A 22,788-nucleotide genomic window follows, 5' to 3' on the forward strand; every position below is an offset into this window, starting at 1 on the left:
GGCCGGCTCCTTCACGTCTGGGTCGGGGCGTTCGCCGCGTCCCGGCGGCCCTCAGGGGTGGGTGTGGTTCACCCAGGCGTCGGGGTCCTCGGCCAGTGCCCGAACGGTCTCGGGCAGCTGGTTGGTGACCAGGTGCTGGAGGTTGACGCCCTCCAGGATCGCGCGCTCGCTGGCGCGCAGGGCGATCCACACCTGTTGGAGACTGCGTGCCGCGCCGTCGTAGTCGACGTGCTCGGGGCGTTCGCCACGGACGTTGGCCAGGGGGCCGTCGACGGCGCGGATGATGTCGGCGAGGGAGATCTCCTCGGCCGGGCGGGCGAGCCAGTAGCCCCCGACGGGGCCGCGCTGGCTGCGCACCAGGCCGGCGCGGCGGAGCTGGGTGAGGATGTTCTCCAGGAACTTTCCGGGGATGGCCTGGGCGCGTGCGAGCTGCTCGGCCGTCACCGGCCCCTCACTGGCGACAGCGAGTTCTGCGGCCGCGCGTAGCGCGTAGTCGACCCGGGCTGAAAGGCGCATGCTGTGATTATGCCGTGGTTAGAAGGGCGAATGGGGCACCGGGCGGCGGCGGGTACGTCGACGCCCGGGGTGCTACACGTTAAGAGTACTTCTCCTACCGGCTTTCGGGGACATACGCGGGGTCACCCGGGTCACGTCCGAGGGCGTCCCGCACGGCGGCGGGCAGACCTTCGGCCCGGCTCCTGGAGGGAGGCGGAACCGGGCCGAAGAGGCGGGGCGTGCGCCGCGGAGGCGGGTCCGGGGCGTGAGACGGGTCTCACGCGCCCCCGGAGGCGGCGCCCACCACACCGCTGGCGCCCAGCAGTTCGGCGGCGCTCAGTCCGTTGACGTGAGCGGCGCCGTAGGTGCGCACGTGGGTGCCGTGGTCGGGCCGCCAGATCGGTAGCCCCATCTCCACCACCACGGCGGTCGGCCGGGCACTGAGCAGGCATGTGACGAGCTCGCGGGCCTCCGGGTACCGGTGCGCGTCGCGGACCACCACGACCAGGTCGCGGTCCCGGGCCTCGGCGAGCAGCCGCTCGGCGTGCGCCGGGTCGGGTGAGACCCGCTCCGTGCCGGGGAACCAGGGCCCCAGGCCCCAGGGCACCTCGCCCACGGCCATGCCGGGCGGGGCGTCCACCTCGACGACGTAGGGGTCGGACAGCGTCGGCAGGTCGCCCTCGACCCGGATCGCCCGCCGGGCCCCGGACAGCCCGATGCCGTCGGTCTCGGGGGACGCGGCGCGGTGGGCCGCGGAGTCCCTGATCCAGGCGCGCAGCCGCAGGGTGTGCTCGGCGGCCTCCTCCAGGCGCTCTCCGGGCAGGCGGCCCTCGTGCACGGCCGCGACGAGGGCCGCGCGCACGGCGGCGATCTCGTCGGCGTAGACGAACCGGCCCAGGCACAGCAGGTCGCATCCGGCGGCCACCGCGCGGACGCAGGCCTCGGGGACGCCGATCCGCTCGCTGACGCCGCGCATCTCCATCGCGTCGCTGACGACGGTGCCGGTGAAGCCGAGCTCCTCGCGCAGCAGCCGCGTGACCACGTTCGGGGTGAGGGTCGCCGGACCACGACCGCCGAGGGCGGGGACCTCGATGTGCGCGGTCAGGACCGCCTGGACGCCCGCGTCGATCGCGGAGCGGAAGGGCAGGAGCTCACGGCGGTGCAGCAGGTCGGCGTCGGCGTCCACACGCGGCAGGACGTGGTGGGAGTCCTGGGAGGTGGCACCGTGCCCGGGGAAGTGCTTGGCGCACGCGGCGAGGCCCGCCTCCTGGAGGCCGAGCACGGCCGCGGCGCCGTGGCGGGCCACGAGTTCGGGGTCGGAGCCGAAGGAGCGCGTGCCGATCACGGGGTTGTCGTCAGCGACGTTGACGTCCACTGACGGGGCGAGGTCGAAGTTGAAGCCGAGCTGGGCCAGCCGCCCGCCGAGGGAGCGGTGGGTGGCCCGGGTCAGGTCGGGGTCGTCGACCGCGCCGAGGGCGGCGTTGCCGGGATAGTCGCTGCCGTGGGCCTGCCCGATGCGGGTGACGTCGCCGCCCTCCTCGTCGAGTGAGATGAGGGGGGTGTCCGCGGCCTCGGCCAGCCGCGCGTTGAGGGCGGTGACCTGCTCGGGGCCGTCCAGGTTGTTGTGGAACAGGCAGACGCCCGCGATGCCGTCCGCCAGGCCCTCCAGCACCCAGCGTGGGGCGTGGTGGGACTCGAATGGCACCAGGAGGGTGGCGTTGGCCAGGCGCTCCAGGGTCGGGTCGTTCGGCATGGCGAACTCCGTTCGGTGAGCGAGGGTGCCCATGGCAGGGCAGACGTGTGGCGTAGGGGTGGCGGAGGAGAGGACGGGAGGGGCGGCGTGGGCCCGCGGGGAGCCGCCGCGCGGGCCCACGCCGGGACGGGGGCGGGCGGCTCAGCCCTTGACCGCGCCCATGGTCAGGCCGGAGACCATCCGTCGCTGGACCAACAGGAAGAAGACCATCACCGGGACCGTGAGCAGGGTGGAGGCGGCCATGATCGACCCCCACTCGATGGAGACCGCGCCGAAGTAGTACTGCAGCGAGATCGGCAGGGTGTAGGCGCCGGAGTTGTTCTGCAGGAAGGTGAAGGCGACCAGGAACTCGTTCCAGGCGGTGATGAACGCGAAGATGCTCGACGCGGCCAGACCGGGGGCCACCAGCGGCATGAGGATGCGCCAGAAGACGGTCCAGCCGTTGGCGCCGTCGATCGCGGCGGCCTCCTCCAGCTCCTTGGGCACCGCGGCCACGAAGTTGCGCACCATGAGGATGGTGATCGGCAGCATGACCGCGACGTAGACGACGAACACGCCCGAGAGGTTGTTCACCAGCTCCATGTCCAGGGTGTTGCCCAGGTGGAAGAAGTTGACGAACAGGGAGATGATCAGGGCCTCGATCGGCACCATCTGGATGACGAGCAGCATGATGATGAAGGCCGAGCGCAGTCGGAACCGGAACCGGGCGACGGCGACGGCGGCGAACAGCGACACCAGGGCGGCGAAGGCCACCGAGCCGATGGTCACTACGAGGCTGTTGGTCAGGAAGGACCAGAACGAGGTTCCCGGGATCAGGACGCCCGAGATGACCCGCTCGAAGTGCTCGAAGGTGATCTCCCGCGGCAGCACGGTGGGCTCACGCGTGAAGATCTCGCCGGTGGGGCGCAGCGCGGTGGCCAGGACCCAGTAGACGGGGAACACCGCGAAGACGAACACCGCGGCGGCGGCGGCGTACATGCCGACGCTGCCGGCGATCTTGCGCAGCCGGTAGACGTTGTTCATCGGACCTCCCCCTGGCGGATCATCACGCGCAGGTAGTAGGCGGTGATCGCGAGAACCAGAACGGTCATGATCACGGCGATCGCGGACCCCATGCCGTAGTTCGGCGGTGTGGAGGCGAAGCCCAGCTGGTAGATGTACACGGGCAGCAGCGCCACCTCACGGTTGTCGACACCGTCGGCGAGGATGAACAGCTGCGTGAAGATGCGGAAGTCCCAGATCACCTGGAGGATCAGCAGCAGGGCGAACAGCGGGCGCAGCATCGGGACGGTGACGTTCCAGAACGTCCGCCACGCGTTCGCGCCGTCCATCCGCGCGGCCTCGTACAGTTCGCCCGGAATGCTCTTGAGACCGGCCAGCACGCTGATGGCCACGAACGGGAAGGACTGCCAGACGACGGTGATGATGAGGATCGGGAACAGGGTGCCGGGGTCGTTGAACCAGTTGAACTCCGCCCACCCCGATCCGACGAGCCAGTCCGGAAGGGCGTCCAGGATGGTGTTGACCAGTCCGTACCGGGTGTCGAAGAGCCAGCGGTAGACGATCGCGGCGCTGATCACCGGGGTGGCCCAGGCCAGCATCAGACCGAGTCCGAGCGCCGTCGAGGCCCACCCGGGGAGCTTGTTGAGCAGGATGCCGACGAGCGTGCCGAGCAGCATCGTCAGCAGCACCATGGCCAGGCAGACCACGATGGTGTTGCGGAAGATCGTCCAGAAGCGCTCGTCCGTGAGGACGGAGGTGTAGTGGGCGAATCCGTTCCACTCGGCCTCGTCGCCCATGAGCTGGCGCAGGCCGTAGTCGTGCAAGGACATCCAGACCATCTGCACGATCGGCCACAGCAGGACCAGGGACAGGATGATCAGGGCGGGGAGGATGAGCAGGTAGGGGGTGAGCCGGCGGCGTGTCCGCGTCGCCAGCCCACCGGTGTTCGCCCCGTTCCCCTTGCGCTTGTGAGCGCTGGAGGGGCGTTCCAGTGTCTGTGTCATGGGAAGTTCTCACCTGGCGTTAGGGAGGGGCGGTCGCCGCGGTCCACGGCGACCGCCCCCGTACCGCGTGCTCCGGGCACGCGGGGTGCGACTATTCAGTGGGGCGGTTGAGCGCCTCGGTGAGCTCTTCGTTCAACTCGGGCAGCACGTCGTCGGCGTCCTCCCCCTCGGCCAGGCGCGCCACGGCGGTCTGGATGGTGGTCAGCTCCCACTGGACGTGCCCCCAGTTCGGGGTGTCCGGGAACAGTCGCAGGTCACCGGTCGCCTGGGTGGCCGCGCCGGCCAGGACCGGGTCGTTCTGGAACTCCTCGCTCTCCAGGACGTCGGCGTAGGTCGGGAACATCGAGGAGACCTCGTTGAACGGGAGGGCGTTCTCCTTGCTGTTCAGCGTCGTGATGTAGTCGAACGCCGCCTCGGGGTGCTCGGTGGTGTTCCACACGGCCAGGTCGGAGCCGCCGCCGAAGGCCGGGGCCATGCCCTCGGCGCCGGGGATCGGCGCCGTCGCCCACTGGTCGGCGTGCTCGTCGTTGATGTCCTCGAGCTGCGTACGGGCCCAGGGGCCGTCGATGAACATGCCGATCTCGCGGTTGACGAAGTCCGCGTGGGCGCAGTCGACCTCGGTGAGGCCGATGCAGGCCTCCGGGGAGATGCCGTCGACGGTCAGGCCGGCGTAGAACTCCAGCGCCTCGGCGGTCGGCTCGGAGTCGAGTCGCCCGACCCACTCGTTGCCCTCGCGGGTGGCGAAGTCACCGCCGTTGGACCACACGAAGCTGGCGATGCCGTTCATGAAGTCCGTGGGAGCGGCGAAACCGGGGACGCCGTACTCCTCCTCGATGTCGGTGGCGACCGTCTCCAGCTCCTCCCAGGTCTGCGGCGGCTCGTGGCCGAGCTCACGGAGCCAGTCGGCGTTGTACCACAGGGCGCGCACGCCGCTGTACCACGGAACGCTGTACTGGGCGTCGTCGAAGGTGCCGTTGGCGTAGGCGCCCTCGAGGATGTCCTCGCGCTCCTCCCAGCCCTCGGCGAGTTCGGCGACGTCGTAGAGGGCGCCCGCGTTGGCCCAGGTCGGGACCTGGTCGTTGCCGATCTCCACGACGTCGGGGCCGCCGCTGACGATCGCGGTCTGGAACCGCTGGGAGAACTCGCCCCACGGGATCCACTGGACCTCGACCTCGGTGTCGGGGTACTGCTCCTGGTACTGCTCGGCGACCGTGTTCATGAACTCGGTCTGCGCTTCGGTGGCGTCACCCATCCGCCAGACGGTCAGGGTCTCCGGCGCGTCGGCCGAACCGCTGTCTCCGTCACCGTCGGAACCGCCGGAGCACGCGGCCGCGAGCAGAGCCACGGCCGTGACCGCTGCGATCTTCGGGAACTTCATGTGTACCTGTCTCCCTTCGCACGACGCGCCGGGTACGACGCCTGTGCTCGAGGGGGCCTGGGATCATGGACTGATCCCGCCGCCTCGACGTCTTACTGGGGGATGTGCTCTACAGCACGTTGGCCGCCCCGCCGGCGCGGGTACCGGGGAGTCCGATAGTAGGTCGGACCTGCCGGGACGTGACCTCCTGTGAGGTTGTGAGCTAAATTAACAGGAAACTTTCCTAATAAAAACAGGGTGAGGTGTCACGGTTATGTCTCAACGTCCGGGGACTCCCCGGCTGCTGCGCCAGCTCAACGACCGCGCGGCACTGGAACTGCTGCTGTCCGCCGGTCCGCTGACCCGGACGCAGCTCGGGACGAGGACCGGCCTGTCGAAGGTCACGGCCTCACAACTCCTCGCGCGGTTGGAGGAGCGCGACCTCGTCCGTGTCGTGGGAAGCCGGGCCGGGGGGCGTGGGCCGAACGCGGCCTTGTACGCCGTCGTGCCCGAGAGCGCCTACGTGGCCGCCCTCGACGTCAGCGCACACCGCGTCACCGCCACCATCGCCGACATCACCGGCGAGGTCGTGGGCGACGTCACCGTCGACCCCAGCACCTCCGACGACCCCGTCGCCCTGGTGCACACAGCCGTCATGCGCCTGGCCGACACGGCCGGGGTCCCCCTCGACCGCGTGCGGGCGTGCGTCATCGGCACACCCGGTGTGGTGGACCCCCGCACGGGCGACATTCGCTTCTCCTTCGACCTCATGACCTGGCATGAGGGCGTCCTGGAGGCCCTGCGCGCCGACCTCAAGCGGTCGGTGGTGATCGAGAACGACGTGAACCTGGCCGCGCTCGCCGAGCACGCCTCGGGGGCCGCCGAGGGCGTGGACGAGTTCGTACTCATCTGGCTCAGCGCCGCGGGCGGCGTCGGCATGTCCACCATGATCGACGGGCGGATACACCGGGGCCGATCCGGCGGTGCGGGTGAGATCGGCTACCTCCCGGTGCCCGGGGCCCCCACACCCGTCGAGGCCGGGGTCTCCGGTGGCTACCACACGATGGACTCGACCGGTGAGCTGCCGCACGGCTTCCAGGCCCTGGTCAAGTCCAAGGCGATGGTCGCGCTGGCCCGGGAGCACGGGATCGAGGGAACCGACGTCACCGAGGTCGTGGCGGCCGCCGCCCGCGCCGCGACCCCCGAGGCCGACGCCTTCCTGGACGTGTTCGCCGAGCGCCTGGCGCGTGGTGTCGCGGCGGTCAGCGTGATCCTCGACCCCGGACTCGTGGTCCTGGGCGGGGACGTGGCCCGGGCCGGGGGCGAGAAGCTCGCCGAGCGGATCCAGGCCGCCAACGCGCGCATCGCGCCGAACGAGACCGAGGTCCGCCTGGGCGCGGTCGAGGGCAGCCCCGTGGTGCGCGGCGCCCTCCTACACGCCCTGGAACGCGCCCGTGAGGAGGTCTTCTCCTCCACCGTCTGAGGCCGCGTGCCGCGCTCCACCCCCTGGACCCGACCCCTCACCCGACGGGGCGCGGCCGCGGGCTCAGCCGACGACCGGCTCGAACGAGTCGACGACCTCGGTCATGACCCGCTCGTAGTCGGAGAACTCCGCGGCGGGAACGGTGAACCGGATGATGTGGATCCCCACCTCGTCGACGGTCACCGTCTTCCACAGGCCGTGCCGGGCCGGCTCGGCGTAGTTCGTGTTCCGATACGTCCCCTCCAGGTAGGCCGTCCGCCAGTCCCGGGGGTCGTCGGGCCCCCGCTCCAGCCGGATCCGCTCCCAGTCCGTGGAGTCCGAGTCCGCGCCGCCGGCGATGTTGTAATCGGTCTCCTCCAGCCAGTCCCACCCGGTGTACTCACCGCCGTTCCACCCCTCCAAGGACAGCACCAGCGTGTCGATCCGGTGGTCCCCGGCCGGTTCGGTGAACGTCCGCCGCTCGCTGTAGGCGCCGTCCCCCATCCTCTGCTCGGACGCCGTGCCGCTCCGGCGCTCCCACTCCTCGGGGTACCGGAGCGTGTACAGGGCGCCCCCGTAGGTGGCCCATTCCGTCCGCGCACCGCGGCCGGTCAGGTGGACGGCGCTTCCGGCGCCCAGAAGACCCACCCCGGCTCCGGCGCCGATCAACAGCGCCCGACGGCGGTTCGGCCCGGGCGCCGGCGGCGACGAAGGCGGCGGCGGATCCGGTTCGAGCATGTCGAACGCCTCGTCCGGTGTGGGGCGGGCCTCGGGGTCCCGGTCGAGCAGGGCCCCGATCAGGGCGCCGAGGCGACCCCCGACGGGAGGCGGCGGCACCGGATCCTCCGTGATCGCCCTGAACGTGGCCACCGCGGACTCACGCCGGAACGGCGAAGCGCCCCCCACCGCCCTGAACAGCGTGATCCCCAGACTCCACATGTCCGAGGCCGCCGGGGCCCCGTCCTCCCCGAACCGCTCCGGCGCCATGTACTCCAACGTGCCCAACCGTGCCCCGCTCGCGGTCAGCGTGGTACTGGCGTCGAGCACGCTGGCGATCCCGAAGTCGGTGAGGACGATCCGGCCCGCGTCCTCGGTCAGCATGATGTTGGCGGGCTTGACGTCCCGGTGGATCACACCCATCCGGTGCGCCGTGCCCAGCGCCCGCAACATCGACCGGGCCAGGTGCTCCGCCTGGTCGGCCGGCAGCGCGCCGGACTCGCGCAGCCGCTGCTGGAGGGACCGCCCGCTCAGCAGCTCCATGACGATGTAGGGGTCGCCGTTCTCCCTCAACACGTCGTGGACGGTCACCACACAGGGATGCCTGACACCCGCGGCGGCCCGGGCCTCGCGGACCATGCGCGCCCGGGCCTCGTCCCGCTCGTCCTCGGGGATGTCGGGCGGGAGCCGGAGCTCCTTGATGGCCACGTCCCGGTGCAGATCGGGATCGTGCGCGCGCCAGACGGTTCCCATCCCGCCGCCGCCGAGCCGCTCACGGATGACGTAGCGATCGACACGGGAGCGACCGTTCGAGGGCATGGCGGGCCTTTCGCACAGGGGGGAGGTGCGAGCCCGAAGATACCAACGCGGCCCCGCCCCGGACGCCGTACCGTCAGCCCAACGGCCGCACCATCACCACGCGCGGCAGGACCCGGATCCCCGCCCTCTCCTCGGCCGCCCAGAGCCCTTCCAAGTCCGGCCCCCAGTCCTCCCGCGCCAGGGGGACGAAGCCGCGCCGCGCGTACCAGGGGGCGTTCCAGGCCAGATCGCGGAAGGTCGTCAGGGTCACCTCCCGGTCCCCACGCTCGGCGGCCTCGGCGCACACGGCCTCGAGCAGGGCCGAGCCGAGTCCGCGCCGCCCGTGGCCGGGGTGCACGGCCAGCTGCTCCAGGTGCGTGTGCCCGTCCACGAAGACCGTGGCGGCCAGGCCCCGCACGGGCTCACCCGCGACCAGGATCCGGTCAGCGTGCTCGATCAGCTCGCGCGGATCATCCGGCGGCAGCACCACACCGGCGTCGGCGAACACCGTGTCGGCCGCGAGCGACGTCGCCACGACCTCCGGCACGTCCTCCGGACGCATCGGACGGATCCCCGTGTCCACACCCACCTCGCCGCTCCTTCCGTCACCGCCCCCGACGGGAGGTCGCACGGATGCTATCCGACCCGCAGCCGCAGCCCCTTGGGCGTCACGTGGAACCCGGCCGCCACCAGCGCCGTGTCCACGGCGGTACCGAACACCTCCCCGCCGTCCGCCCGCTCCACCGTGACCGTGCCGAGCGCACCGGCCCGCACGACCTCGGCCAGAGCTCGGGCCGCCCGGTCCAAGGCCGCCGGGGAGGACCCGAAGGTGAGCACGGACCGCCCGCCCCGGCCCACGAACAGCGTGAGCCGCCCGCCGTCGACCACCACCACCGCACCCGCGGTCCGCCCCGGACGCTGGGCGGCGTGCGCGTCCTCCGCGCTCCGAGGCCACGGCAGCTCCGAGCCGAACGGGTTGGCCGGATCCGTGGCCGCCAGCACCACCGGCGGCAGGGGTCCGCCGGGCCCCTCACCAGTCAGCGCCCGCAGCCGGTCCACCGCACCGGGCAGCGCGAACTGGGCGCCGCCGAGCCCCTCGACGAAGTACCCCCGCCGCACCCGCCCGGCGTCCTCCATCGACCGCAGCACCCGGTACTCGTCCGGGGCGACACCCTGGCGCTGACCCCGCACCCAGACACCGGAGCGCTGCAGGCGCGCCTCCACACGCGCCAACGCCACCCGGGTGGGGTCCGTCTCCCGCTCCGGCAGCACCGACCAGCGTCCGGCCGCCGTCGGCGGACCCGACCGGGTCGGCATGACCGGTCTCCCCGGTCGTCCAGCCCGCCGCCCGGTCCGCGAGCGGGAAGGGGGCGCCGACCCGAGCAGCGCCCGCAGCGGCGCCAGACCGTCGTTGGTCACCAGGCCCGACCACACCAGCTCCCACAGCGCCGCCACCACGTCCGCGTCCGCGACCGCCGAACCACCCGTCGCGCGGGCGGTCCGGTCGGCGAGGTCACGGAAGAACAGGGCGCCGCCCTCGCGCAACACCCCCAGCACGCTGTCCGCGAGCGTGCCCGGTCCGGGCGGCACCGGGGCGGGCAGCAGCGGCGCGGCCTCGTCCGCGGGCACGAGCGTGACCCACCCCTCCGTCCCCGTTCCGGCCCACACCACCTCTCCGGCCTGGGTCAGCTCGTCCAGGCCCGCCGACGCGTACCCCTCCACCCGGGCGGGCAGCACCAGGGACTCCAGAGCCGAGGCCGCCACGGGCACACCGCGCAACGCCTCCACCGCCGCGAACACCGCGTCCGGCCCCCGCAGCCGCTCACCCGGCACCGCGTTCTGCCACAACGGGACGAACCGGGCCAAGACCGAGGGATCCACCGGCTCCACCTCCCGACGCAGCCGCGCTACCGACCCGCGCCGCAGCCGGCGCAGCACGTCGGCGTCGCACCACTCCGTCCCCGTGCCGCCCGGACGGAACCCCCCGCGCACCACCCGCCCCGCCGAGGCCAGCGCACGCAACTCCGCCACGACCGCGTCCTCGGACAACCCCAGCCGCACGGCGGCCTCGGCGGGAACGAACGGCCCGTGCGTGCGCGCGTACCGCGACACCAGGTCGCGCCTCGGCGCGGCCACCGGCTCCAGGAACACCGCGGGCACCCCGGCGGGCGGCTCCACCCCGGCGCCGTCCCGCAGCCGCGCCACGTCCTCCACCGCGCACCAGCGCTCCGCCCCCGCCACCCGGGCCCGCACCACGCGCCCGGCGGCCGCCAACCCACCCAGCCAGTCCTCCGCCACACCCCGCTCGGCGGCCTCCGACGTGGTCAGCGGACCCACCTCACGCAGCAGGTCCGCCGCCCCCTCCGCATCCCCGACCGGGGAGGACAGCCGTTGCAACCGCGCGTCGACCTCCTCCACCACGCGCGGGTCCAGCAGCTCCCGCAGGTCCGCCCGGCCGAGCAGATCGGCCAGCAGGGACGGGTCCAGCGTGAGCGCCCGCGCGCGCGACTCCGCCGCGGGGGCGTCGCCCTCGTACAGGAACGCCGCCGTGTACTCCATCAACAGCGACCGCGCGAACGGCGACGGCAGCTCGGTGCGCACCTCCACCACCCGCACCCGCCGCGCGCGGATATCGGTCAACAACGCGACGAGCGCGGGCACGTCGAACACGTCGCGCAGACACTCACGCGCCGCCTCCAGGACGATCGGGAACGACGCGTACCGCCCCGCCACCGACAACAGGTGCGCCGACCGCAGCCGCTGCTGCCACAACGGCATCCGCCGGTCAGGGCGCTGCCGGGGCAGCAGCAGGGCGCGCGCCGCACACTCCCGGAACCGCGCCGCGAACAGGGCCGAACCGGTCAGCGCCTCGGTGACCAGCGCCTCCACGCCATCGGGATCGAGCGCCACCAACCCACCGAGGTCACGCGCGAACACCGAGGACTCGTGCTCCACGTTCGGCAGACGCACCACGATCCCGTCGTCCCCGTGGACGACCTGCGCGTCGAGCCCCAGCTCCTCCCGGAGCCGCTGACCGATCGCCAGGGCCCACGGCGCGTGCACCCGCGCGCCCAGCGGCGAGTGCAGCACCACCCGCCAGTCGCCCACCTGGTCACGGAAGTGCTCCAGGACCACCGTCCGGTCGTCGGGCACCTGCCCCGTGGCCTCCCGCTGTTCGGCCACGTACGCCACCAGGTTCTCCGCCGCCCAGTCGTCGAGCCCCGCCGCCGCGGCCCGCTCCAACGCCCCCGCGCGGTCGGCCTCCGCCAGCTCCCGGGCCAGCTCGCCGACCGCCCGGCCCAGTTCCGCCGGGCGGCCCACCGCGTCCGCCTTCCAGAACGGCATCCGCCCCGGGCGCCCCGGCGCCGGACTGACCAGCACCCGGTCGGCCGTGATCGCGTCGATCCGCCAGGACGACGACCCCAGCACGAACACGTCGCCCACCCGCGACTCGTACACCATCTCCTCGTCCAGCTCGCCCACCCGGGTGGGGGCGCGCGACCCCGACGGCGCGTCCGACAGGTGAACGGTGTACAGCCCCCGGTCGGGGATCGTGCCGCCGCTGATGACGGCCAGCCGCTGGGCGCCCGGACGGGCCCGCAGGACGTCCGCCTCCCGGTCCCAGACCACACGCGGCCGCAGCTCCGCGAACTCGTCCGAGGGGTAGCGGCCGGACAACATGTCCAGCACCGACTCCAGTATCGAGTCCGTGAGGTCCGCGAACGGGGCCGCGCGGCGGACCAGGGACGCGAGGCCGGCCACCGGCCAGTCGTCCATCGCGACCATGGCCACGATCTGCTGGGCGAGCACGTCGAGCGGGTCGCGCGGCATCTCCAGCGGTTCGATCCCGCCCGTGCGCATCCGTTCGGCCACGACCGCCGACGCCAGCAGATCACCCCGGTGCTGGGGCAGGAACACCCCGCGCGAGACCTCCCCGACCCGGTGCCCCGCCCGGCCCACCCGTTGCAGACCGCTGGCCACCGACGGGGGAGCGGCCACCTGCACCACCAGGTCGACGGTGCCCATGTCCACCCCCAGCTCCAGACTGGAGGTGGCCACCACACAGGGCAGACGGCCCGACTTCAGCTCGTCCTCGACCAGGGCGCGCTCGGCCTTGGACATCGAACCGTGGTGGGTCCGCGCCACCACCGGCTCCGCGCCTTGGGACCTCCCCGACTGGGCGATGAGCAGGGCGGGGACCTCCTCCGGCGGCAGCCGCGCGCCGGAGCGCTCCGCGTACAGGTCGTTGAGTCGGGCGCACAACCGCTCCGCCGTGCGGCGGCCGTTGGTGAACACGATCGTGGACGTGTGCCGTTCGACCAGGTCCAGCACCCGCCGTTCCACGTGCGGCCACATCGATCCGTGCGCGGGTCCGGTGGCCTCGGCGGTCGGCGCGGGTCCGGGTTCGTCCATGTCGCGGACCGGCACGACCACGCCCAGGTCCATGTGCGGGGTGTCCGGCGGGGAGACGACCGCCGCCCCGCCGAGGAACTCCGCGACCAGTTCGGGCGGCCGTACGGTGGCCGACAGTCCGATGCGCCGCGCGGGCCGGTCCAGGAGCGCGTCCAGCCGCTCCAGGCTCAACGCGAGGTGGGCGCCGCGTTTGGTGCCCGCCAGGGCGTGCACCTCGTCGACGATGACGGTCTCCACCCCGGCCAGCCCCTCGCGGGCGCGCGAGGTGAGCACGAGGAACAGCGACTCCGGCGTGGTGATGAGCACGTCCGGCGGACGGGTGGCCATCCGGCGGCGCTCGTCGGCGGGGGTGTCCCCGGTGCGCACGCCGACGGTGACCGGTGTGACCGGGACGCCCGCCGCCTCGGCCCGTTCCGAGATCCCGGCGAGCGGGACGCGCAGGTTGCGTTCGACGTCCACGGCCAGGGCCTTGAGGGGGGAGACGTACAGCACGCGGCAGCGCCGGGAGCGGTCTTGGGGCGGCGGTGCGCAGGTCAGCCGGTCGAGGGACCACAGGAACGCCGACAGGGTCTTTCCGGACCCGGTGGGGGCCACCACGAGCACGTCGCGGTCCTTGGCGATCGTGGACCAGGCCTGGGACTGGGCCGGGGTGGGGCCCCCGGGGAAGGCTCGCTCGAACCACTCCCGTGTCGCGGGCGCGAAGCGGTCCAGGGGGTGCGGCGCGTGGCTCATGGGGTCAGTGTGCCCCTCGGTGCGGACGTTCTCCCGGAAGGGGAGCGAAGGACGCGCCGATCGCCGATACTGGGACCGATGAGACTCACGGTTTTCTGGCAGAACATGCACGAGCAGTTCGGCGAGGCCTACGCGGAGAGCCTGGCCAAGGACTACGTCATCGAGGGGCTCGGTTCGCGGACGGTCCGGCAGGCGCTGGCCGACGGGGTGGGCGCCAAGGACGTGTGGCGTGCCGTCTGCGACGCGTTCGACCTCCCCCTCTCCGTCCGCTGACACCGTCCGGAGGAGGTTTCGAAGGTTCTCCCCGGTCGTTCGAACAATCGAACAGAGGTTCGGGTAGTGTGGGTTGTCCACAGACGAACGTCGGACGTCGCGATTGTCGTACCGACCGCGTAGCGTCGTGCGCATCATGAAGAAGAAGGCATCGACCCAACAGGGGTACCCCGTGGCATCTGGAGACCGAGACAAGGCTCTCGAAACAGCGCTCGCGCAGATCGAGCGGCAGTTCGGCAAGGGCTCCGTCATGCGTCTGGGTGACGACGACCGCCCGCCGATCGAGTCGATCCCCACCGGGGCGATCGCGCTCGACGTCGCGCTCGGCATCGGGGGCATCCCCAAGGGTCGGATCGTGGAGGTGTACGGCCCGGAGTCGAGCGGTAAGTGCCTCACCGCCGACACCTACGTGTGGACGGACCGGGGCATGGAGACCATCGCCGAACTCTTCGAGCGCGCCGGACAGTCCGCCACCTGCGCCAGCCGTGTCACGGACGTGCGCGACCAGGGCATCCGTGTGGTCAACGAGCGGGGTGAGCTGGAAACGGTCGCCGCACTGACCCACAACAACCGCAAGCCGGTCCTGCGGATCACCACCGAGTCCGGCCGTCGTGTCACGGTCACCCACAACCACCCGCTCCGGGTCGTGAACGAGGAAGGTTTCGTCGTCTGGCGCAAGGCGGGGAAGCTGAAGGAGGGCGACACGCTCGTCTCCGCCCGCTTCGGAGCCAACGAGGCCGCCGAGGGCAGCGGACTGAGCGAGGACGAGGCCGTCTTCCTGGGTTACCTGGTCGCGGAGGGCACGCTCGGCTCCACTACCTCGGTTCGCTTCACCAACGGCGACGACGAGGTCGGTCAGGAGTTCACCTCCATCGCCAGGTGGCTCTTCGACACCGAGGCCAAGGTGTACGAGGGCAACAACTGCCGGGAGTACGTGCTGCCCGGCGTCCAGCTTCGCGAGGAGGTCGCGGACCGGTACGGGCTCGACTACGTCAACTCCGCCGGAAAGCGGGTTCCCCATGTGGTGCGGACCGGCGGCGACAAGATCCAGCGCGCCTTCCTCTCCGCGCTCTACGAGGGCGACGGCTGGATCGACGACAGTTCCACCATCGGTCTGGGCACCGCCTCCGAGCAGTTGGCTCGCGACGTGCAGATCCTTCTCTACGGGCTGGGCGTTCCCGCCTCGCTGTACCGCAAGTTCAACACCACCTATGAGCGCCACTACTGGACGGTCGCGGTCAACCCCTCCGTGGCCCACAGGTTCCTCAGCGAGGTCGGCTTCCGTTCCCGTCGGCGCGCTGCCCAGGTGGAGAAGAACTTCCGCCTCTCCGGTCGGAGCCCCCAGTTCGAGAACATCCCGCACATCACGGGACTGATCAGCAGCCTCCGTGACAGTCTCGGCGGCGACCGTGACTTCGACCGTGTGGCGGGCGACCTCTTCCGCGGTGAGACCGCTCCCTCGTGCAGCCGGAACCGGTTGGTCGACATCATCGAGTGGGCCAGGAGCCGCGAACAGCGTCTTTCCGCGTCCGGCGAAGTGATCCTCAGCCACCTTGAGGAACTGGCTGTCGCGCCCTACACCTACGAACCGATCACCGTGATCGAGGACGGTGGAAATCAGCCGACCTTCGACATCATGCTTCCGGAGACACACAGCTTCCTGGCCAACGGGATCGTCTCGCACAACACGACCGTCGCCCTGCACGCGGTGGCCAACGCGCAGAAGGCGGGTGGGATCGCCGCCTTCGTCGACGCCGAGCACGCGCTCGACCCCGCCTACGCCAAGAAGATCGGCGTGGACACCGACAACCTCCTGCTGTCGCAGCCGGACACCGGCGAGCAGGCACTGGAGATCGTCGACATGCTGATCCGCTCCGGCGCGGTCTCCATCATCGTCGTCGACTCCGTGGCCGCCCTGGTGCCCCGCGCGGAGATCGAGGGGGAGATGGGCGACAGCCACGTCGGCCTGCAGGCCCGGCTGATGTCCCAGGCGCTGCGCAAGATCGCCGGTGCGCTGCACCAGACCGGCACCACCGCCATTTTCATCAACCAGCTTCGTGAAAAAGTCGGTGTTATGTTCGGGTGCATGAATTATGCGACCCGAGTGACTCTGGCTGATGGGACCCAGGAGAAAATCGGGAAAATCGTCAACCAGAAGATGGACGTCGAAGTCCTCTCTTACGACCCGGAGCGGGACGAGGTCGTTCCCCGGAAGGTCGTCAACTGGTTCGACAATGGCGTGGCCGATCACTTCCTCCAGTTCACCGTGGCCCGCTCGGGAAAGAATGGCCGTTCGCAGTTCGCGGCGACTCCGAACCACCTCATCCGTACTCCGGGTGGGTGGCGGGAGGCCGGGGAGCTGCTTCCCGGCGACCGGGTCCTCACCGCGCAGGCCCACTACCTGAGCGAGCAGCAGCGCCAGGTCATCCTCGGGTCGGTGATGGGAGATGGCAGTCTCTCCCCGAACACCCAGGGTCGAGACGGCACCCGGTTCAGGATGGGGCACGGTGCTGCCCAGGCCGGCTACCTGGACTGGAAGGTCTCCCTTCTCGGCAACATCGGCTGTACCCGGACATCCAACGACAAGGGTGCGGTGTTCGCCGATTTCACCCCGTTGCCGGAACTGGCCGAACTCAGGGAGGCGGTCTACTTCGGTGACGGCAAGAAGCACCTGAGCTGGGAGTACCTCAAGCGGCTCACGCCGTTGGCGCTCGCTGTCTGGTACATGGACGACGGCTGCTTCACTGTCCGCTCCAAGGGCGTCCAGGCTCGGACCGCGGGTGGTAGCGGGCGGATCGAGATCTGTGTCGAGGCCATGAGCCCGGGTACACGTGACCGGCTCACCGAGCACCTGCGCGACACCTACGGTCTCGATGTCAAGCTTGTCGCCAAGGGCAGCGCCGGTAAGTACTCGATCCTTTTCACCACGGCGGCCAGTGCCAAGTTCCAGGAACTGGTGGCGCCCTACGTGCACGAGTCCATGAGCTACAAGCTGCTGCCGCGCTTCCAGGGTCAGTGCCGGGTGGTTCCGGACCTCGCTGAGCCGGTGGAGCGGCTGGTGGCGTCTCCGATCCTGGATATTCACGTCAAGCCGGAAACGCGTAGCATGCGCAAGTTCGACATCGAGGTGGAGGGGAATCACAATTACTTCGTCGACGGCGTCATGGTGCACAACAGCCCCGAAACGACCACCGGCGGAAAAGCACTGAAGTTCTACGCTTCGGTTCGGTTGGACGTTCGTCGAATTGAAACGCTCAAAGACGGAACTGATGCCGTTGGAAACAGGACACGCGTCAAGGTGGTAAAGAACAAGGTCGCGCCTCCATTCAAACAAGCAGAATTCGATATTCTGTACGGCGTGGGCGTCTCCCGCGAGGGCAGCCTCATCGACCTGGGCGTGGAGCACGGCATCGTGCGCAAGTCCGGTGCCTGGTACACCTACGAGGGCACCCAGTTGGGCCAGGGCAAGGAGAACGCCCGCCGGTTCATGCGCGAGAACGTCGACGTGGCCAACGAGATCGAGAAGAAGATCAAGGAGAAGCTGGGCGTGCCCGGCGCGGGCGACGACAGCGCCTCCGGTTCCGACTCCGACGCACCGGCCAAGGAGGCCGCGGCGAAGGACGCTCCGGCCAAGGAGGCTCCCGTGAAGGAGGCCCCCGCCAAGGCTCCGACCAAGCGCGCTCCGGCCAAGACCACCAAGGCGCCCACAGCCCCCGATGCGTGACCGGCGCCGGTCCGAGGACCGTTCCGCGTCACCCGAGGACGAGACCTCCCCGGGCGGGTCCCGCCCGTCCGGGGAGGATCCCGAGGCCAGGGCGCGGGCCCTGTGCCTGCGTATGCTCACCCATTCCCCGCGCACCCGCGCCCAGCTGGAGCGGGCCCTGCTGCGCCGGGAGTTCCCCGATGAGGTCGTCGAGTCCGTCCTCGGCGCGTTCGGCGACGCCGGACTCATCGACGACGCCGCCTTCGCGAACGCCTGGGTGTCCTCCCGCCACCACAGCCGGGGCCTGTCCCGACGGGCGCTCGCCCGCGAACTGCGCACCCGAGGCGTGGCTGAGGACACCGTGCGCGACGCCGTCGACCACCTGTCCGACGAGGACGAGGTGGCGGCCGCCCGCGACCTCGCCCGCCGGCGTCTGGCCATGTCCCGGGGCAAGGACCGGGACACCCGGATCCGCCGCGCGCTGGGGGCGCTCGCCCGCAAGGGGTACTCGTCGGGACTGGCCTACCGGGTGGTGCGGGAGGAGCTCGAACGCGAGGGCGTCGAGGTCGACCTGGAGGCTCCCGACCTCTGACACCCCGGTCCCCGATCCGACCGGTGCCGCGCACCGTCGCGGCCGTGCCGCGTCCCGACCGGTCCCGCGTGCTGAGGCGGCCGGAGCGCTGGCCGTGTCGTGGCCGTCCACAGGGTGAAAGTCGTCCGGCGGATCGGCGCGTTTCCGGGGGATACTCGATTCGGGGGCGCGTCACGCGCCGAGCGGTGGAGCAGCTCCCCCGAATTCGAGCCTAGGCGCGGTCCGCTCGTCCCGCCAGAGTGCGCCCCTGTCTGTGGACAAGCCTCAGTCGGCGGTCCCGCCGTCGTCGGTAGCCACCGATGAGGAGGCGCTCCCTTCCTCGATCCGGTCGCTCGCGGCGGCCGGAGCCGCCCCGGTCCCCGCGTTCCCGGTGCCCTCGGTCTCCGGGCCTTCCACCGCGTTCTTCTCTCCGTCTCCCGCGTCCTCCGCCGCCGCGTCGGCCCCGCCGGCGCCCCCGGCGTCCGTGACGTCGCCGGAGGCCTCCGCGTCCTCCGTCGCCTCCGGTTCCGGGCGGGGCGCGGGCGGTGCGGTCGCCAGGGTCAGCGGTGCGACGTCCGGCTCGAAGCCGAACACCCGCGCGTAGAAGGCCAGCTCCGCCTCCAGGGCGCGCACGCGCGAGGCCGCCGCGCGGAACCCGTGCGCCTCGCCCTCGAACTCCAGCAGCGCGTACGGCACGCCCCGGTTCCCCAGGGCCGTGGCCATGGCGAACGCCTGGTCCGGGGTGACCACCCGGTCGTCGGTGCCCTGAAGGAGGAGGACCGGCACGTCGATGTCCCCGATCCGGTTGATCGGCGACCGCTCCCGGTAGGTCTCCACGAACCCGGGCAGGGTCCCCACGAGCGAGTCCAGGAACCGCGACTCGAAGTCGTGCGTGGTCTCGACCAGGCCCAGGAGGTCGGCGACCCCGAAGTAGGACACCCCGCACGCGAACGTGTCCCCGGTCAGTGACAGCAGCGCGGTGAATCCGCCCGCGCTCGGTCCCCGGATCGCCAGTCGCTTCGGGTCGGCCACTCCCCGGTCGACGAGGGCGCGTGCGGCCGCCGCCGCGTCCTCGACGTCGACCACACCCCACTCCTTGTGGACGCGTTTGCGGTAGGAGCGGCCGTACCCGGTGGATCCCCCGTGGTTGACGTCCACCACGCCGATGCCGCGGCTCGTGAAGTAGGCCTTGGTCAGGTCCAGTTCGTGTGAGGCGTGTGAGACCGGGCCGCCGTGCACCCACACCACGAACGGCGCGGGCTCCTCCGCGGAGGCCGTCGGGTGGGTCGGCCGGTACACGTTCGCGTGGACCGGCGACCCGTAGCGTCCGGGCAGCGTCACGTGCTCGGGGACGGGCAGGTAGGCGGGGTCGGGCAGGGAGTGCCGCGCCGTAGGCGTCTGTTGAGGGTGTCCCACCCCTCCGCGAAGCGGCCCCTGGGCGGTGGAGGGTGACGGGAGGGCCAACGACTCGCGGAGCACCTCCACCCGGCCGGACTCCGGGTGCAGGCGTACCAGGCACTGGGGCCGCACGGCGGACGCGGCGATCGCGACCACGCCGTGCCCGTCGGAGTCCACCTGCGACCACGACGTGAACTCGGTGGCGACCGGGGTCAGTTCCAGGGTGTCGGGGTCGTACACGCCGGGTGCCAGGTCGGCGTTCCCGTGCAGGACCACCACCTTCCCCGAGTCGAGTACCGCGAAGGAGCGGTGGCCCAGGCGCCCGGGCGGGGCGTGGAACTCCTCCTCGGCCGGGTAGAGCGCCATCGCCTGCCCGGTCACGCCCGCCTGGTAGAGGTTCCAGAACCCGGGCCAGTCCGAGGCCAGGTACAGCGTGTCCTCGTCCACCCACGTGGGGGAGAGGACCGACTCGTCGACCCCGCCCTTGAGGGTGACCTCCCCGGACAGTCCGGCGCCGTCCAGTCGGCCGACCCGCAGTTCGGTGCCGTCCCACGGCATCCGGGGGTGGTTCCAGCGCACGTAGGCCAGGCGCTGTCCGTTGGGGGAGGGCACGGGCGAGGCGTAGAAGTCGGCCCCGGCGGCCAGCTCGCGCACCGCCGCCGGGTCGCCCGCGCCCCGGCCGGACAGCGGCACGGCCACGACGGAGCGGCGCACTTCGCCGTCCACGTGCTCCTCGCGCACGCACAGGACCTGCTTGCCGTCGGCGCTCAGGGCCGGGTCGGCGTAGCGCAGGGCGGCGGGCCGGTCGGGCTCGGGAGTCAGGGGAGTGGGCGTGGCGGAGTCGCGTTCGAGGAGGTAGAGCCGCTGGTCCTCGGCGTTGGCGAAGACGATGCCCATCCGGGTGAGGGCCTTGTCGTCGCGCCGGGGCACCGGCAGGTAGGAGCGTCCCCCGTACTCGTGCACCCGTGTACCGGCGCCCCAGGGTGCGCGCAGGAGTTCGGTGACGGTGCCGTCGGCGTCGCGGCGCATGACGGTGGAGCGGCCGCCCTCCTCCGGGCGCTCCTCCTCCCACCAGATCTCGTCGCCGACGACGGAGGGAAAGGACATCCGGTGTACGCCTCGGGCGACGTCACCGGCGCTGATGGGCGAGGGCCAGGAGCCGTGGGGGCTCGACAGTTCAGACATGTCCCGCTCAGGAAGGATCGTGAATGGAAAACAGATGACATGTCGACCTTAGTCCTCACGGGTCCCATTCGGGAGATCAGATCGTGCCCGAGCGGATTATTCCTGGTCGTGGTGTGTGACGCGATGAAGGCGTGTTCGACCGCTGAGTATCGTTCTCTATTCGTGACTACCGCGACACGGCGTGGATCGGCGTGCCGTTCTATGCTTTCGCGGATATCACCTGGTGATGAATGGTCGAGGGAACGGCGGTGGAACACCGTGTGCGGCCGAGGCCCCGTCGTCACCCACACTGCTAGAGAGGAAGCCAGCGATGAGCAAGGGACGCGGGACTATCCGGGCCTCCGTGGCGATCGCCGCGGCCGGTGTGGTCGCCCTGTCGGCCTGCGCGGCCCCCGAGGACGTCGAAGGCCCCGGCGGTGAGGATTCGGAGATCACAGATCTCCTACTCGCGACGGGATCCACCGGTGGTACCTACTATCCGCTCGGCGGCGAGATCGCGCAGCAGTGGACGGACAACATCGAGGGTGTCGACGTGAGCACCTTCGCCACCGGCGCCTCGGTGCAGAACCTGCGCTCCCTGGAGGGCGAGACCGAGGACGACGCGGGCACCGCGGCCGACCAGAGCCAGCTGATCATGGCGGTCAACGGTGTGGCCATGCAGGCCCAGGCGAGTGAGGGCCCGTTCGCCGACCAGCCGCTCGGCAGCCCTGACGACATCCGCGCGCTGGGCAACATCTACCCCGAGGTCATGCAGGTCGTGGTCAGCGCCGACTCCGACATCGAGTCGATCGCCGACCTCGAGGGCATGAACGTCGAGATCGGTCCGCCCGGCAGCGGTACCGAGGTCGCCGCCCGCCAGATCCTGGAGGCCTACGGCCTGGACCCGGACGAGGACATCAACGCCTACGACAGCACCTTCGGGGACGCCGCCACCGCGCTCGGCGACGGCCAGGCCGACGCCGCCTTCGGCATCCTGTCGGTGCCCGCCTCGGGCATCGTCCAGGTGTCCGCGAGCAACGACGTCCGGCTCCTGCCGATCGACGGCGACGAGGCCGAGGGCCTCATGGAGGCCGACCCGAGCTACAGCCCGCTGACCATCGAGGGCGGCACCTACAACGGTCAGGACGAGGACGTGGTCACCCTGACCCAGTGGGCGACCCTGTACACCACCGCGGGCCTGGACGAGCAGCTCGCCTACGACCTCGTGCGCGTCATGTACGAGGAGGCGGGCAACATCGGCCACGACGTCGGCGGCCAGATCCTCCTGGACACCGCGATCGACGGTCTGGGCTCCATGGAGCTGCACCCCGGCGCCGAGCGGTACTACCAGGAGCAGGGACTGCTCGACTGATGACCGCGTCGCACAGGGCCGCCCGGTGGATTCCGGGCGGCTCTGCGCTTGTGACGGTCCTGCTGGGGTGCGCGCTGGCCCTGACCGGTTCCACGGACACGGGAACGGCCTGGTTCGCCGTCCGCGTGTACGGCCGGGAGGAGCCCGTCCTCAGCGTCCCGGTCGAGGTCGGGGACCGGATCGAGCTCAGCCACACGCACTCCGTCCACCGCCGCCCGGTGCATGAGGTCTACTCCGTCTCCCCGTCCGCCGGGTTGGCGATGGAGGAGCTCCGCGCCGACGCCCACGGGGCCAACCTCCCCTCGGGGCCGGAGACGGTCGACGGGGTGACCTCGACCTTCGTGCGGGAGGACGGGGGGTACCGCGTCGAGCACCACGGGCGTCCGCTCGGCACGGTGCGGATGGTCGTGGGCACGCCCGACGTCGACCACCGGCTGACCCTGGGGGGCCGGGAGATCCGACTTCTGGACCTTGTGGACCCCCGTGCGAGGGTTGAGTTGTTCGTGCAGACCCATCCGGGTGTGCGCGCCATGTGAACGCCGTGGGGTGTCCCCCACCGATGACGAGGATGAGG

General features: G+C 71.3%; 15 protein-coding genes. 6 read left to right on the forward strand and 9 right to left on the reverse strand.

Annotation, left to right across the window (positions count from 1 at the left end; translation table 11 throughout):
* Window positions 1–51 precede the first annotated feature (51 nt).
* From KIK06_RS01905 to KIK06_RS01925, 5 genes are all read right to left on the reverse strand, one after another.
* Window positions 52–516 (reverse strand): RrF2 family transcriptional regulator, encoded by a 465-nt coding sequence (locus KIK06_RS01905; protein WP_268641665.1) that lies wholly within the window; start codon window positions 514–516, stop codon window positions 52–54.
* Window positions 517–772: 256 nt separating this feature from the next.
* On the reverse strand, window positions 773–2,248 hold the full coding sequence (locus KIK06_RS01910) for a glycoside hydrolase family 3 protein (RefSeq protein ID WP_017598737.1): 1,476 nt from the start codon (window positions 2,246–2,248) through the stop codon (window positions 773–775).
* A 141-nt stretch (window positions 2,249–2,389) separates the two neighbouring features.
* Window positions 2,390–3,271 (reverse strand): carbohydrate ABC transporter permease, encoded by an 882-nt coding sequence (locus KIK06_RS01915; protein WP_017598736.1) that lies wholly within the window; start codon window positions 3,269–3,271, stop codon window positions 2,390–2,392.
* The gene (locus KIK06_RS01920) at window positions 3,268–4,254 is read right to left on the reverse strand and encodes a carbohydrate ABC transporter permease (RefSeq protein WP_268641666.1); all 987 of its coding nucleotides are present in this window, start codon (window positions 4,252–4,254) and stop codon (window positions 3,268–3,270) included. Before KIK06_RS01920 ends, KIK06_RS01915 begins: the two co-directional genes overlap by 4 nt.
* A gap of 91 nt (window positions 4,255–4,345) precedes the next feature.
* Window positions 4,346–5,632, reverse strand: a complete 1,287-nt coding sequence (locus KIK06_RS01925; RefSeq protein WP_268641667.1) for an extracellular solute-binding protein — start codon at window positions 5,630–5,632, stop codon at window positions 4,346–4,348.
* 253 nt (window positions 5,633–5,885) lie between these two features.
* Here KIK06_RS01925 and KIK06_RS01930 point away from each other — a divergent pair, with 253 nt between their 5' ends.
* Entirely contained in the window at window positions 5,886–7,094 is a 1,209-nt protein-coding gene (locus KIK06_RS01930; protein ID WP_017598733.1) for an ROK family transcriptional regulator, read from the forward strand.
* A 63-nt stretch (window positions 7,095–7,157) separates the two neighbouring features.
* Here the strand turns inward: KIK06_RS01930 and KIK06_RS01935 are convergent, their stop codons facing one another.
* From KIK06_RS01935 to KIK06_RS01945, 3 genes are all read right to left on the reverse strand, one after another.
* Complete coding sequence (locus tag KIK06_RS01935) at window positions 7,158–8,609, reverse strand: serine/threonine-protein kinase (RefSeq protein WP_268641668.1); 1,452 nt, start codon at window positions 8,607–8,609, stop codon at window positions 7,158–7,160.
* 73 nt (window positions 8,610–8,682) lie between these two features.
* Entirely contained in the window at window positions 8,683–9,150 is a 468-nt protein-coding gene (locus tag KIK06_RS01940) for a GNAT family N-acetyltransferase (RefSeq protein ID WP_193789760.1), read from the reverse strand.
* Between the two features lie 74 nt (window positions 9,151–9,224).
* Window positions 9,225–13,733, reverse strand: a complete 4,509-nt coding sequence (locus KIK06_RS01945) for an ATP-dependent helicase (RefSeq protein ID WP_268641669.1) — start codon at window positions 13,731–13,733, stop codon at window positions 9,225–9,227.
* Between the two features lie 78 nt (window positions 13,734–13,811).
* Here KIK06_RS01945 and KIK06_RS01950 point away from each other — a divergent pair, with 78 nt between their 5' ends.
* The 3 genes from KIK06_RS01950 (at window position 13,812) to recX (ending at window position 18,301) form a co-directional block, all read left to right on the forward strand.
* The gene (locus KIK06_RS01950) at window positions 13,812–14,006 is read left to right on the forward strand and encodes a DUF3046 domain-containing protein (protein ID WP_017598729.1); all 195 of its coding nucleotides are present in this window, start codon (window positions 13,812–13,814) and stop codon (window positions 14,004–14,006) included.
* 127 nt (window positions 14,007–14,133) lie between these two features.
* A complete protein-coding gene (gene recA / locus KIK06_RS01955; RefSeq protein ID WP_327084620.1) occupies window positions 14,134–17,730 on the forward strand; it encodes an intein-containing recombinase RecA in 3,597 nt (1,198 codons plus the stop codon).
* Window positions 17,723–18,301, forward strand: a complete 579-nt coding sequence (gene recX / locus KIK06_RS01960) for a recombination regulator RecX (protein WP_017598727.1) — start codon at window positions 17,723–17,725, stop codon at window positions 18,299–18,301. The genes recA and recX overlap by 8 nt, the downstream gene beginning before the upstream one ends.
* A gap of 264 nt (window positions 18,302–18,565) precedes the next feature.
* Here recX and KIK06_RS01965 read toward each other — a convergent pair whose 3' ends face one another.
* Window positions 18,566–20,863: a S9 family peptidase gene (locus KIK06_RS01965; protein WP_268641671.1), complete on the reverse strand. Its 2,298-nt coding sequence runs from the start codon at window positions 20,861–20,863 to the stop codon at window positions 18,566–18,568.
* A 310-nt stretch (window positions 20,864–21,173) separates the two neighbouring features.
* Between KIK06_RS01965 and KIK06_RS01970 the strand changes: the two genes are divergently transcribed.
* Together KIK06_RS01970 and KIK06_RS01975 are read left to right on the forward strand one after the other, a co-directional pair.
* Window positions 21,174–22,214 carry a TAXI family TRAP transporter solute-binding subunit gene (locus KIK06_RS01970; protein WP_268641673.1) on the forward strand — a complete coding sequence of 347 codons (1,041 nt, stop codon included), beginning with the start codon at window positions 21,174–21,176 and terminating at the stop codon, window positions 22,212–22,214.
* A complete protein-coding gene (locus tag KIK06_RS01975; protein WP_268641674.1) occupies window positions 22,214–22,750 on the forward strand; it encodes a DUF1850 domain-containing protein in 537 nt (178 codons plus the stop codon). The genes KIK06_RS01970 and KIK06_RS01975 overlap by 1 nt, the downstream gene beginning before the upstream one ends.
* The last annotated feature ends 38 nt before the right edge of the window (window positions 22,751–22,788 follow it).

Origin of the sequence: Nocardiopsis sp. EMB25 (assembly GCF_026797795.1) — a bacterium.
In the GTDB taxonomy this organism is placed as follows: domain Bacteria; phylum Actinomycetota; class Actinomycetes; order Streptosporangiales; family Streptosporangiaceae; genus Nocardiopsis; species Nocardiopsis lucentensis.

Excerpts from the sequence above, each read along its gene's own strand:
- KIK06_RS01905 (WP_268641665.1), bottom strand. The coding sequence starts at position 516 with ATGCGCCTTTCAGCCCGGGTCGACTACGCGCTACGCGCGGCCGCAGAA.
- KIK06_RS01910 (WP_017598737.1), bottom strand. The coding sequence starts at position 2,248 with ATGCCGAACGACCCGACCCTGGAGCGCCTGGCCAACGCCACCCTCCTG.
- KIK06_RS01915 (WP_017598736.1), bottom strand. The coding sequence starts at position 3,271 with ATGAACAACGTCTACCGGCTGCGCAAGATCGCCGGCAGCGTCGGCATG.
- KIK06_RS01920 (WP_268641666.1), bottom strand. The coding sequence starts at position 4,254 with ATGACACAGACACTGGAACGCCCCTCCAGCGCTCACAAGCGCAAGGGG.
- KIK06_RS01925 (WP_268641667.1), bottom strand. The coding sequence starts at position 5,632 with ATGAAGTTCCCGAAGATCGCAGCGGTCACGGCCGTGGCTCTGCTCGCG.
- KIK06_RS01930 (WP_017598733.1), top strand. The coding sequence starts at position 5,886 with ATGTCTCAACGTCCGGGGACTCCCCGGCTGCTGCGCCAGCTCAACGAC.
- KIK06_RS01935 (WP_268641668.1), bottom strand. The coding sequence starts at position 8,609 with ATGCCCTCGAACGGTCGCTCCCGTGTCGATCGCTACGTCATCCGTGAG.
- KIK06_RS01940 (WP_193789760.1), bottom strand. The coding sequence starts at position 9,150 with ATGCGTCCGGAGGACGTGCCGGAGGTCGTGGCGACGTCGCTCGCGGCC.
- KIK06_RS01945 (WP_268641669.1), bottom strand. The coding sequence starts at position 13,733 with ATGAGCCACGCGCCGCACCCCCTGGACCGCTTCGCGCCCGCGACACGG.
- KIK06_RS01950 (WP_017598729.1), top strand. The coding sequence starts at position 13,812 with ATGAGACTCACGGTTTTCTGGCAGAACATGCACGAGCAGTTCGGCGAG.
- recX (WP_017598727.1), top strand. The coding sequence starts at position 17,723 with ATGCGTGACCGGCGCCGGTCCGAGGACCGTTCCGCGTCACCCGAGGAC.
- KIK06_RS01965 (WP_268641671.1), bottom strand. The coding sequence starts at position 20,863 with ATGTCTGAACTGTCGAGCCCCCACGGCTCCTGGCCCTCGCCCATCAGC.
- KIK06_RS01970 (WP_268641673.1), top strand. The coding sequence starts at position 21,174 with ATGAGCAAGGGACGCGGGACTATCCGGGCCTCCGTGGCGATCGCCGCG.
- KIK06_RS01975 (WP_268641674.1), top strand. The coding sequence starts at position 22,214 with ATGACCGCGTCGCACAGGGCCGCCCGGTGGATTCCGGGCGGCTCTGCG.